Source organism: Mycobacterium sp. Soil_C_30 (genome assembly GCF_057656995.1).
Window position 1 is genome coordinate 121,816 of record NZ_JBDGJH010000014.1, and the last position, 12,256, is coordinate 134,071.

Here is a 12,256-nt window from a genome sequence, read left to right on the forward strand (position 1 = left end):
GTTGATGGCGTTGTTGTCCGGACGTACCGCGGTGATCACCGGTGGTGCCCAGGGGCTCGGGTATGCGATCGCCGAGCGGTTTGTCGCCGAAGGCGCGCGGGTGGTGCTCGGGGATCTCGATCTGGTGGCCACCCAGGCTGCGGCCGCACGCCTCGGGGACGATGTGGCCGCGGCGGTGCGCTGCGACGTCACCAGCGGCGAGGAGGTGGCGACGTTGGTCGGTGCCGCGGTGAGCACATTCGGGAGCCTGGACATCATGGTCAACAACGCCGGCATCACCCGCGATGCGACCATCCGCAAGATGACCGAGGACCAGTTCGACCAGGTGATCTCGGTGCATCTGAAAGGAACCTGGAACGGGATCCGGCATGCTGCGGCGATCATGCGGGAGAACAAAACTGGGGCGATCGTCAACATGTCCTCGATCTCGGGAAAGGTCGGCATGGTGGGTCAGACGAATTATTCGGCAGCCAAAGCCGGCATCGTCGGGATGACGAAGGCGGCCTCGAAGGAACTCGCCCACCTGGGCGTGAGGGTCAACGCGATTCAGCCGGGCCTGATCCGGTCCGCCATGACCGAGGCCATGCCGCAACGGATTTGGGACTCCAAGGTCGCGGAGGTGCCCATGGGGCGAGCCGGTGAACCCGGTGAGGTCGCCAACGTCGCGCTGTTCCTGGCGTCGGACCTGTCGTCCTATATGACGGGCACCGTGCTGGAGGTCACCGGCGGGCGGCACCTGTGAGGCGAGTGAGCGGAAGGAGCGCCAGCGAGTGACGGGAACGAGGCGAACGAATCCGGCACCTGTGAGGCGAGTGAGCGGAAGGAGCGCCAGCGAGTGACGGGAACGAGGCGAACGAATCCGGCACCTGTGAAAGAGGTGGTGATCTGTGAGCCGGTGCGCACACCGATCGGCCGCTACGGTGGCATGTTCAAGGCGCTGACGGCCGTCGACCTCGGGGTGGCTGCGCTGCGAGGGCTGTTGCAGCGCACCGGGATCGCACCCGATGCGGTGGAGGACGTCATCCTGGGGCACTGCTATCCGAACAGCGAGGCGCCGGCCATCGGCCGGGTGGTCGCGCTCGACGCCGGTCTGCCCGTCACGGTGCCCGGCATGCAGATCGACCGGCGGTGTGGCTCCGGCCTGCAAGCGGTGATCCAGGCGGCGCTACAGGTGGGCAGCGGGAACAACGACCTGGTGATCGCCGGCGGGGCCGAGAGCATGAGCAACGTGGTGTTCTACTCCACCGATATGCGGTGGGGCGGCGCACGCACCGGGGTGCAGATCCACGACGCGCTGGCCCGCGGGCGGACCACGGCGGGCGGCAGTAGCCACCCGGTGCCCGGCGGCATGCTGGAGACCGCGGAGAACCTGCGACGGCAGTACGGCATCGGCCGCGACGAGCAGGACCGGTTGGCGGTGACCTCGCATTCGCGGGCAGTGGCGGCGCAGAAAGAAGGCATCCTCGCCGAGGAGATCATCCCGGTCAGTGTGCCGACCCGCGGTGGTGACGAGCTGATCGACACCGACGAGCATCCCCGCGCCGACACGTCGGTCGAGTCGCTGGCCAAGCTGAAACCGATTCTCGGCAAACAGGATCCGGAGGCCACCGTCACCGCCGGAAACTCCAGTGGCCAGAATGACGCGGCGTCGATGTGTGTGGTCACCACCCCGGAGAAGGCGCGTGAACTCGGCCTGACCCCACTGGTGAGTCTGGTGTCGTGGGCGGTGGCCGGGGTGGCGCCGGACATCATGGGCATCGGACCGGTGCCCGCGACCGAGGCCGCTCTCGGCAAGGCGGGGCTGACGCTGGCCGACATCGACCTGATCGAACTCAACGAGGCGTTCGCGGCCCAGGCGCTGGCAGTGCTGCGGGAATGGAACGCCGGTGAAGACGATCTGGCGCGCATCAACGTGCACGGCTCGGGTATCTCGCTCGGCCACCCGGTGGGAGCCACCGGCGGCCGGATGCTGGCGACGCTGGCCCGGGAGTTGAACCGGCGGCAGGCGCGTTACGGCCTGGAGACCATGTGCATCGGCGGCGGACAAGGCCTGGCTGCGGTTTTCGAGAGGTATGACTCATGACGAAACTCGCTCAGACACTGGGGCTTTCCGAATTCCAAGCGGAGATCCTCGCCACGGTCCGGCAATTTGTGGACAAGGAGATCATCCCGAACGCCTCGGACCTGGAGCGTACCGACACCTATCCTCAGGCCATCGTCGATGCCATGAAGGAGATGGGCCTGTTCGGGTTGATGATTCCCGAAGAGTACGGCGGCCTGGGCGAGTCGCTGCTGACCTATGCGCTGTGTGTCGAGGAACTCGCCCGCGGCTGGATGAGCGTCTCGGGCGTCATCAACACACACTTCATCGTCGCCTACATGATCCGTCAACACGGTACCGATGCCCAGAAACAGCACTTCCTGCCGAAGATGGCCACCGGCGAGACGCGAGGTGCCTTCTCGATGTCCGAACCCGAACTCGGATCGGATGTCGCAGCCATCCGGACCCGCGGCGCCAGAAACGACGACGGCACTTACACCATCAACGGCCAGAAGATGTGGCTGACCAACGGCGGCAGCTCCACTCTGGTGGCCGCCCTGGTGCGCACCGACGAAGGTGCCGACAAACCGCACCGGAACCTGACGGCGTTCCTGATCGAGAAACCCTCGGGGTTCGGCGAAGTGCTGCCGGGCCTGGTCATCCCGGGCAAGCTCGACAAGCTCGGCTACAAGGGCATCGACACCACCGAGTTGATCTTCGACGGGTACACCGCGTCAGCAACCGACGTGCTGGGAGAGAAACCCGGGCACGGTTTCTTCCAGATGATGGACGGTGTCGAGGTCGGGCGGGTCAACGTCTCAGCCCGGGCCTGCGGCGTCGGCATCCGCGCCTTCGAACTCGCCGCGCGGTACGCGCAGCAGCGTCAAACGTTCGGTAAACCCATCGCCGAACACCAGGCCATCGCCTTCCAGCTCGCCGAGATGGCCACCAAAGTCGAAGCCGCACACCTGATGATGGTCAACGCCGCCCGGTTGAAGGACTCCGGCGAACGCAACGACGTCGCAGCCGGAATGGCGAAGTATCTGGCCAGCGAGTTCTGCTCCGAGGTCACCCAGCAGAGCTTTCGCATCCACGGTGGGTACGGCTACTCCAAGGAGTACGAGATCGAACGACTGATGCGCGACGCCCCGTTCCTGTTGATCGGCGAGGGCACCAGCGAGATCCAGAAGAACATCATCAGCAAGCGACTGCTCGAGGACTACCGGATCTGAGCAGTTTCCCAAATCTGTCTACGCGAGCGTCAAAATCCTCTAACTTGACGCTTGTCAACGGAAGTAGTCTTTGGGAGGTCTCGTGGCACGGTTGTCGGCGTTGGTGGGAGCGGGTGCGGTTGCTGCGGGTGTTTCGGCCGCACTCATCGCCGGAGCTGACCTGGCGAGCGCGGACACGGGGGCGGACACCTCGACATCTGCCGACACCAGCGCCGACTCGTCGGACAAGGACGAAACGACAGGTCCCCGCCGGCAGGCCCGGGAGGCATCTGAGAGACGAGGTGCGTACTCGACCACCCGTGCCGACGACACCGACACGGACGACACCGACACGGAGGACGCCGACGATACGGACGACGCCGATAGCGAAGACGCCGAAGATGCCGACGAGGCCGCCGACACCGACACCGACACCGACACCGACGACAAGACGCAGCAAGGTGCCGAGGAAGCGGAGGAAACCCCCGCCGAAGTCGTGATCGTCGACGACGACATCCCGTCGGCGGACGAGCCGGATCAGGCGCCGGCAGAGATCGAGTCCGCCGATCCGGCACCCGTCACCCCGGATGTGGAACCCGCCGTCGCACTGGTCGGCCGGTACGGCGCGTCGCCCGAGGAACGTGCGGTCCGCACGGCGCTGACCCCCACGGAGACTCCGGCTCTGGCTGCTGCGCCGCAGCGCACCCTGCAGGAACTGGTCCAGTCGTTCATCTTCGACTTCGTCGGGGTGGCCGTCACCTTCATCGCCGGGCCCCCGGTGGTACCGCCGGGCAGCACGGTCACCGTTCGCACATCGTCTTTGGAGATCACCGAAGGGCGCAACGTCCCGGCCCATTGGTATTACCCCGAGGGTGACGAACCGCCGCAGCGAATCATCCTGCTGCAACACGGTTTCCTGGGCGTCGGTGCGATGTACAGCTACACCGCGGCCAATCTGGCCGAGACCACCAACAGCATCGTCGTGGTCCCGACGCTGTCCTCGAACCGCTACGTCGCGGACGGATTCTGGCTGGGTGACGATCAGGCGCTGCGCGCCACCGCCGCGTTGTTCCTCGGCAACCGAGACGCCTTGACAGCCAGTGCGATCGCCGCCGGTTACGCGCAGCGATACGGTGCGGGGGTTGCTCTGCCGGGCAGGTTCGCACTTGTCGGGCACTCGCTCGGCGGCAATCTGGTGGCTGGGGCGGCGGGGTACTACGCGGATGCGGTGATCGCCGGTGGTGAAGCCAATCAGCTGGCGGGCGTGGTTCTGCTCGATGCTGCGCCCCAGCAGAACGTGCTGCCCGAGGCGCTGGACAAGCTCGACGGGCTCGGTACCTACATCCCGGTGCTGGAACTCGGCGCTCCCAAAGAATCCCGCAGGGTGGATGCGGCCCTGAATGAACACCGGCCGGGCAAGTTCAACGGTGTGGTGCTCGAGAACGGCAAACACCTCGATGCCATGGAGGGGGGCACCTGGCTCATCCAGTTGATATCGCATCTCTACCAAGGCTTTCCGACGGCGCAGAATCAGGCGGCCGCGCAGACGCTCATCGACGGGTGGGTCGCCGACATCCTCGACGGCCGCATCGATCCGGCGACGGGGAGGTGTGACGGTGACGACTGCGCGGGCATCTACGGCACGCCCGGTCAGACTCTGCCTCTCGAAACGCCGGTGGGTCCCACCAGTGGGACCGTGATCGGGGTGCTCCTGCCCGCGCGGTCAGCCGAGTTCCGGCCGTGGTCTGCCACCGCCGTGGTGGCACCGAGCCGGCCGGTCGCCACCGGGCCACTTCTGCGGCTGTGATCACCCGCCTCACCGCAACGGTGTACCGACGCTAGTACAGTAATGGCGACGGTAAGGGGGTGGAGACGTGATGGTGCTGGACGGTATCCGGGTGCTCGACTATGGCCGGTTCATCGCGGCCCCGTGGTGCAGCGCGCTGCTGGCGGATATGGGTGCCGATGTGCTGCGGGTGGAAAAACGCGAAGGGGGAGAGGACCGTTGGGTGCAGTCGGTGACCGACACCGGCGAGGGTGGCACCTTCCTGCAGTGCAACCGCAACAAGCGGTCCTTGACCCTGGACTCCACCACGCCGGAGGGCGCCGAGATCACCCGGAAACTGGTGGCGCGCGCTGACATCGTGGTGGCCAACATGCCGGCCGCAGGTATGCGGGCCAGCGGACTGGACTACGAGACCTTGAGAGCGGTGAAGCCCGACATCATCCTGGCCAGCGCCACCGCATACGGCGAAGGCGGACCGTACAGCGGGCGCATCGGATTCGACGGGGCCGGACAGGTGATGTCCGGTGCCACCCATCGCCAGGGTCTGCCCGACCAACCCATCCGAACCGTGGTGCCGTACGCCGACTTCGGGACGGCGTTGACACTGACGATCGGGGTGATGATGGCGCTGTACCACCGCGACCGGACCGGACAGGGCCAGCATGTGGAGGGGGCGCTGTTGCCGACGGCGATGATGCTGTCGAACGCGTTCCTGATCGAACGGGATCTGCTGGGAATCGACAAGCCGCGGATGGGCAACCGCGGCACGTCCGTCGCGCCGTGTGACCTCTACCGGTCGGCGGACGGCGGCTGGGTGCTGCTTCAGGTGGCCGGCCAACCGATGTTCCGGCGCTGGTGCCAACTGGTGGGGCGCGACGAGTTGTTCGACGATCCCCGCTTCGCCGACGACGACCGGCGGTGGGAGCACGGCGACGAGCTCAACGACATCATGTCGCAGTGGTGCGCCGACAAAACCAAAGCGGAGATCCTCACCCTGCTGGAGCAGGCGAAACTTCCTGCCGCACCCATGCATTCGACAAAGGATGTGCTGGACGACCCGCATGTTCGGGCGATGGGCTATCTGCAGCGGGTACCGTTCCCCGGTACGCCTCGTGACGTGCCGGTGATCGAGACGCCCTTCCGGATGTCGGCGACACCGGGAACCATCCGCCGGCGTGCTCCACTGCTCGGTGAGCACACCGAGGAAGTGCTGACCGAGATCGGCTACGACGCTGCACACATCGCCGAACTCCGCGAGCGCGCGATCGTCTGATCGCGCTCACGCACTCAGAACGGCCTACGGCGCAACAACACCGCGGCCACCACAACAGTCCACAGCCAGGTGAGCGCCGTGAACGGGACGATGACGGCGAAGTCGAACTCTCGTGGACAACAGTTCTGGGTGGCCTGGCGGTCATCTCCTGTGCCGCGGTGGCCGTTCGGCTACGCCTGAGAAGCCAGTGATCCCCTCACTCACCGAAATGCTCGCGCACAGCGGACAAGTCGGGCTTTCCGGACGGAGTCCGCGGAATGGTCTCGACGATCTCGATCTCCACGGGTATCTCGTATCGGGCCAGTCGCTGGGCCAGGAAACCGGCGAGTTCCTCGGCGCGCGAGGCGGCCCGTAGCTCCACCATCGCGACCGGCACCGCTCCCAGCCGGGCATCGGTCTTACCCACTACGGCGGCGCCACGGACGGCGGGGTGGGTTTCCAGAGCGGCGCGAACTTCGTCGGGCATCACCTTGAATCCGCCGCGGATGATGGCCTGATCGGCGCGTCCGAGAATCCAGAGGAATCCGTCGGCGTCGAGCCGGGCCAGATCGGTGGTGCGGATCCAGTCGGTGTTCGCGCCCAGTTGCGCAGGCTTCACTTCGAGTAGTCCCACCTGGCCCGGAGTCAGCGGCGTGCCCGTTTCACCGACGACACGAAGTTGCGCACCTGGGTTCGCCCGGCCGACGCTGCCGCGTTTGCGGTGCCAGAACTCGCGGTGGTCGGCCAGTGTCCAGCCGGCCACACCGCCGCCGAATTCCGTTGCCGCGTAGGAGGTCAGCACCGGAATGCCGAACTTGGCGGTGAAGGCGTCGGCGTCGTCGGCGGACAACGGCGCGGTGCCGGAGGTGACCACCTGCACACCGGCGAGGTCGGCGGCGGTGAGATCGGACTGCAGGACCATCCGCAGCGCGGCAGGTACCAGCGACACCGCGCGGGGGCGGTGTTCTCGTACCGCCGCGGCCCAGCGGTCCAGGTCGAACTTCGGCAGCAGGACGAACGGCCGGGCCTCGGCCACGCACAGCAGTACCCGGAACACCCCACCGATGTGCACCAGTGGTGAATTGACGATCGCCACCCCGGCGCGGATCCCCTCCGGTTTCTTCTGGCTCATCACACTGCGCGCCAGCATGTCGTAGGTCAGGTCGACACGCTTGGGCGGTCCGGTGGTTCCGCTGGTGAGCATCCACACCGCCACCCCGGGCCGGTCGGCGCCCGGCGCCGGGGCCGATGCCGCGGACACCACGGTGGGTGTTCGGTCGGTGAGTGCCACCAGTGTGGTGGTGGGGGAGGGGGTTACGGCATCGGCCAGGTCATCGGGCAGCCCGATCACCACGGGCAGGTCGAGATCGGCGATGTCGGTGCGGGTGCGGGTGCCGCCGCGCGACGGGTTGAGCACGACGACGGTGCCTCCACACGCGAGCACCCCGAGCAGGGCCGCGACGTGGGCGGGCTGATTGCGCAGCAGGATCCCGATCGGGGGCTGCGCACTGCCGCCGTAGCGGTCGATCAGCGCGCTGATGACGGCTACGGCGGTGGCGAGCCGCTGCCAGGTCGTCCACTGGTCGTCGAACTGTATGGCGTTGGCGTTGGGATCCAGGTCCAGAACGTCGGTGATGCGCTGCGAAAGGGGATGCCGCATCAGCGGACTCGGGGAGACCCGGGTCGGCGTGCCTGACCTGCGAGCTCGGCGGTCCCCAACGGATTGCCCAGCCGGGTGTAGATGAGACCCTGGTCGAGCGCGGCGCGGTACGGCTTGTCCAACGACTCCCAGATGGCCTTGACCGTGCCCTGGGTGGCCGAGGGTGGTTTGGCGGCGATGGTGGCGGCGATCTCGTGGGCCCGGGTCCACAGGCTGTCGGCGCTCACCACCTCGCTGACCAGCCCGATGCGTAGCGCCGTCGCTGCCGACACCCGTTCGTCGTTGCCCATCAACGCCATTCGCAGTGTCTCGCCCAGCCCGATACGCCGCATCAACCCGATCGGCTCGAGCGCTGACACCAGCCCCGCGGTCACATGAGAGTCGAAGAAGGTGGCATCGTCGGAGCAGATCACCACATCGGATTCGTTGACGAAGTACAGGGCGCCGGCCGTGCACATGCCTTGCACGGCGCACACCACCGGCTTCCACATCTTCTGCCACTTGGGGCTGAGCAACTCGCCGGGGTCTTCGTGGTTCCACACGTTGTCGGGCTGCCCGTAGCTCGATTTCATGTCCAGGCCGGCGCTGAAGGCCCGGGTGCCGGCGGCCCGCAACACCACCGCGTTGGTGCCCTCATCGAGCTTGACGATGCGCCAGGCGGCCTGCATCTCCTCACACATCGTGCGGTTGAAGGCGTTCAACCTGTCCGGCCGGTTCAACGTGATGGTAGCTACCCGGAGTTCACGATCGAACTCCAGGAGAATCGTCTCGAATGGGGCCGCGGCGGATTGGGTCACCGGCACAACCAGTTCGGTGCCCGCTTCTCGGCGAAGGCTCGCGGGCCTTCCGCGGCGTCCTCGGTGCGCACCACGCGCTCACGGAAGGTCTCGGCCAAGATCTCGGCCTCGTTCAGCGGTAGGTCCAGGGTCTTGTGAATGGCCAGACGGGTACCGCGGACCGCCAGCGGTGCGTTGGAATTCACCGTGTCGGCGATCTCGTGTGCCCGGTCCAGCAGACGGTCGTGCGGAACGATCTCGGTGATCATGCCGAGCTCGTAGGCTCGCTGCGCGCTCAGACGTTCATGTTTGCCCATCAGTGCTATCCGTAGCGCAACCGAACGGGGTAGGGAGCGTGCCAGGCGCACCACTTCCCGCCCGGCGACCAGTCCGATACTGACGTGCGGGTCGAAGAAGGTGGCCTGGTCCGAAGCGATGACGATATCGCCTGTGGTCACCCAGTCCAGCCCTGCGCCACAACAGATCCCGTTGACGGCGACCAGCACCGGTTTGGTCATTCGCCGAAAGGGTGGCGTGCCTTCCTGCGGTGCCTCCCACTGGTCGTAGGTCGACAGGTAGGGCCGCTCGTAGATCACCCGGCCGTCGGCGGGGATCTCCTTGACGTCGGCGCCGGTGCAGAAGGCCCGGCCGACGGCGGTCACGAGCAGCAACCACACGTCGTCGTCGTTCTCGGCGTCGTCGTAGGCGGCGCGTAACTCGCTGATCATGTGCGGGCTCAGTGCATTGAGCGCTTCCGGACGGTTCAGCGTGATGGTGGCAGTACGGTCACGCACCGAGTAGGTGATGGTTGTGTAGTCCGGCATGCGCCTCCCTTCATCGGCCTCGGTAATCGGGTGTGCGCCGCTGACTGAAGGCGGCCAGACCCTCTTTGAAATCAGAGGTGCGGCATGAGAGTTCGAGATCAGAGAGCTCACGCTGCATCGATTGTCCGAGGGTGGCCTGCTGGCCGTAGGCGATCGCTTGTTTGGCCAGCCCGATGGCCACGGTGGGCCCGGATGCCACCCGGGCCAGGAGCGCCTCGACCGTGGTGTCCAGGTCTTCGGCGGGTGCGACCTCGTGAATGAGACCCCACTCCGCGGCTTGTTCGCCGGTGATCTGCTCACCCAGCAGCAGCATGCGTTTGGCCCGGGCCAGACCGGCGAGCCTGGGCAGTAACCAGGTGGCGCCCGAGTCGGGGGTGAATCCCCGGGACACGAACGGCTCCCAGAGTGTCGCATCGGACTCGGCGACGGTGAAGTCGGCGGCCAGTGCGAGGTTGCAGCCCAGCCCCACGGCCCAGCCCCGCACCGCGCACACCACGGGCAGCGCAATGGTGGCCACGAGTTCGACCACCCGGTTGGCGGTCAACGGGATCTTGCGTAACAGATGCCCGGTGCGGGGGCGCTGCGCCTCGGCGTTGGTGGCCACCCAGTCGGCGCCCGAGCAGAAGTCGGATCCCGCACCGCCGAGGGCGACGGCGCGCAGCGAGTCGTCAGTGGCCGCCCCGGTCAGCACGGTGACCAGTTCGTCGATCATCGAGTGGCTCAACGCATTGCGCCGCTGCGGGCGGTCCAGGGTGATGCGCAGGATCCCGTCGGCGTGTGACGTGAGCACCCGGCCCTCGTCAGCCACGTTCTCGACCACGGGATGCACCCTTCCGCTGCTATACGGATAGCCCTACAGTAGGGATCACCATTTACTATCTTGTACAAGTTAGCAAGCGATGACGTCCGGCGGAACGGGATGCGGGTATGGGTGCTCCAGACGATGACCGGGTGCTGTTCGAGATCGACCGGGACATCCGGGTCGCCACCGTCACGCTGAACAATCCCCGGCAGCGCAACTCCTACGATGCGGCGATGCGCGATGCGGTGGCCCGCTGCCTGGACATCGTCGCCGAGGACGACGACGTGACGGTGGTGTTGTTGCGGGGCGCCGACGGGGTGTTCAGCACCGGCGCCGACATGAACAACGCCTACGGCTGGTACGGCGAGAAGTCCGGGGCCACCAGACGCCCCAGCCAGCGCCGGCGACTCACCGTGGACCGCAAGTCATTCGGCTTCTACCACAATCTGATGGGGTTCCCGAAGATCACCGTCGGCGAGATCAGCGGCTACGCCCTGGGCGGGGGCTTCGAGATGGCGTTGATGATGGACATCGCGGTGATCGGCGCCGACACCCGAATCGGTATGCCCGCCACGCGTTTTCTGGGTCCGGCGCTGGGGAGTCTGCACATGTTCTTCCACCGGCTCGGCCCGGTCCTGGCGAGACGGCTGTTGCTGACCGGCGACATCGTGGAGGCGGGCACCGTCGCACACCTCGGGGTGTTCACCGAGACCTGCGCGCCTGAGGCGGTGGCGCCGCGGGCGCGGTACTGGGCGCAGAAGGCGGCCAAGATGCCGGCTGACGGTGTCGTCATCGCCAAAGAGGCATTCCGGCTCGTTGAGCAGAGCCAGGCCTACCAGGGCGAAGAGGTAGCCAGCTACCTTTTCCACGCTTACGGGACGAACCTGCAGTTCTCCCCCGGGGAGTTCAACTTCGTCAAGACCCGTGCCGAACACGGCACCAAGGAGGCTTTCCGATTGCGCGACGAGCACTTTCACGTGCCCGAACCCGATCTCGGGTGACGAGGGTTACTTCGCGCGGCTGCGTGCGCGGGTTCTCGGTTTGCGCGCCGGGCCCTCTCCGATCAGGCGCTCGGCGTGATCGAGGATGCAGTTGAGCGCGTACTCGAAATTGGTGTCGTCGGTGGAGGCGATGCGGTGCTTGCCGTCGGCGGTCACCGCGGCCAGCAGGGGCGTGCTTTCCGGGTCGATCTTCATGCGGTCGTCCAACTGTGCTCCCGGGCCATCCTCGCCGGTGAGGTTCTTCTCGTAAAGACGCTGCAGCACAACGGATCCGCGGACATGGACGGACACCGCGGAGTAGGTCTCGAAGGCATCCTCCGGCGACAGGCCGGCCTCGACGAGGCTCGCGATGGACTTCTCCACTTCCAGCACGCCCAGTTGCGCCGCCTTCGGGCTCAGCGCCGACCGGATCAGGATCAGATCGCACAGGATGGGGTTGCCCATGAACGTCTTGCGCATGGTGTGCGCGTGATTGCGCAACGACTCGCGCCAGTCGACCGCCTCGACATACGGGGTGGCGAAAACGTATTCGCGTAACGCCCGATCTGTCATGGCGTTGAGAAGGTCGTCCTTCTTGCGGAAGTACCAGTAGATGCTGGTGACGCCGACGCCGAGATGCTTACCCAGCAGCGGCATGGACAGGTTGTCGATACCCACTTGTTCGGCGAGTTCGAAAGCGCCCTTGATGATGTCGTCGGGGTTGATGGAGCCGCGTTCACGCCGTTGCCGCTTCTCCGCGGTTACCTGCTTTGCCACGGGGCACCTCCATCACGATCCGGGTCCTGCGATGTCGACAACCTTACCGGTAGGCATCCGGTCGAGCCCTTCGCTGCGGGTGGCTGAGACTCGTCCCACAATGTCGCATCGGTCACGGCAGCTGCCGTGATGTGTCTACGGTAAGAC

At 66.4% G+C, this 12,256-nt stretch carries 11 protein-coding genes; 6 read left to right on the forward strand and 5 right to left on the reverse strand.

The features are described 5' to 3' along the window. Positions 1 to 4 precede the first annotated feature (4 nt). From fabG to AC3A6P_RS23785, 5 genes are all read left to right on the forward strand, one after another. Entirely contained in the window at positions 5 to 742 is a 738-nt protein-coding gene (fabG, locus tag AC3A6P_RS23765; RefSeq protein ID WP_487694320.1) for a 3-oxoacyl-ACP reductase FabG, read from the forward strand. A gap of 126 nt (positions 743 to 868) precedes the next feature. Next, positions 869 to 2,083, forward strand: coding sequence for an acetyl-CoA C-acetyltransferase (locus tag AC3A6P_RS23770; protein WP_487694386.1), 1,215 nt, complete (start codon positions 869 to 871; stop codon positions 2,081 to 2,083). Then, positions 2,080 to 3,273: an acyl-CoA dehydrogenase family protein gene (locus tag AC3A6P_RS23775; protein ID WP_487694321.1), complete on the forward strand. Its 1,194-nt coding sequence runs from the start codon at positions 2,080 to 2,082 to the stop codon at positions 3,271 to 3,273. The genes AC3A6P_RS23770 and AC3A6P_RS23775 overlap by 4 nt, the downstream gene beginning before the upstream one ends. Positions 3,274 to 3,355: 82 nt before the next feature. Beyond that, complete coding sequence (locus AC3A6P_RS23780; RefSeq protein WP_487694322.1) at positions 3,356 to 5,059, forward strand: alpha/beta hydrolase; 1,704 nt, start codon at positions 3,356 to 3,358, stop codon at positions 5,057 to 5,059. A gap of 70 nt (positions 5,060 to 5,129) precedes the next feature. Beyond that, complete coding sequence (locus AC3A6P_RS23785) at positions 5,130 to 6,311, forward strand: CaiB/BaiF CoA transferase family protein (protein WP_487694387.1); 1,182 nt, start codon at positions 5,130 to 5,132, stop codon at positions 6,309 to 6,311. A 196-nt stretch (positions 6,312 to 6,507) separates the two neighbouring features. On the opposite strand, the gene AC3A6P_RS23790 is transcribed toward AC3A6P_RS23785, so the two are convergent. The 4 genes from AC3A6P_RS23790 to AC3A6P_RS23805 are packed head-to-tail and all read right to left on the reverse strand — an operon-like array spanning position 6,508 to position 10,370. Beyond that, the gene (locus AC3A6P_RS23790; RefSeq protein WP_487694323.1) at positions 6,508 to 7,950 is read right to left on the reverse strand and encodes a class I adenylate-forming enzyme family protein; all 1,443 of its coding nucleotides are present in this window, start codon (positions 7,948 to 7,950) and stop codon (positions 6,508 to 6,510) included. Next, positions 7,950 to 8,747: an enoyl-CoA hydratase/isomerase family protein gene (locus AC3A6P_RS23795; RefSeq protein WP_487694324.1), complete on the reverse strand. Its 798-nt coding sequence runs from the start codon at positions 8,745 to 8,747 to the stop codon at positions 7,950 to 7,952. The genes AC3A6P_RS23790 and AC3A6P_RS23795 overlap by 1 nt, the downstream gene beginning before the upstream one ends. After that, positions 8,744 to 9,550 carry an enoyl-CoA hydratase/isomerase family protein gene (locus AC3A6P_RS23800; protein WP_487694325.1) on the reverse strand — a complete coding sequence of 269 codons (807 nt, stop codon included), beginning with the start codon at positions 9,548 to 9,550 and terminating at the stop codon, positions 8,744 to 8,746. The genes AC3A6P_RS23795 and AC3A6P_RS23800 overlap by 4 nt, the downstream gene beginning before the upstream one ends. Before the next feature lie 10 nt (positions 9,551 to 9,560). Then, the gene (locus AC3A6P_RS23805) at positions 9,561 to 10,370 is read right to left on the reverse strand and encodes an enoyl-CoA hydratase/isomerase family protein (RefSeq protein ID WP_487694327.1); all 810 of its coding nucleotides are present in this window, start codon (positions 10,368 to 10,370) and stop codon (positions 9,561 to 9,563) included. Between the two features lie 107 nt (positions 10,371 to 10,477). Here AC3A6P_RS23805 and AC3A6P_RS23810 point away from each other — a divergent pair, with 107 nt between their 5' ends. After that, positions 10,478 to 11,353, forward strand: coding sequence for an enoyl-CoA hydratase/isomerase family protein (locus AC3A6P_RS23810; protein ID WP_487694328.1), 876 nt, complete (start codon positions 10,478 to 10,480; stop codon positions 11,351 to 11,353). A gap of 6 nt (positions 11,354 to 11,359) precedes the next feature. Here the strand turns inward: AC3A6P_RS23810 and AC3A6P_RS23815 are convergent, their stop codons facing one another. Continuing rightward, a complete protein-coding gene (locus AC3A6P_RS23815; RefSeq protein WP_487694329.1) occupies positions 11,360 to 12,109 on the reverse strand; it encodes a TetR/AcrR family transcriptional regulator in 750 nt (249 codons plus the stop codon). Positions 12,110 to 12,256 lie beyond the last annotated feature (147 nt).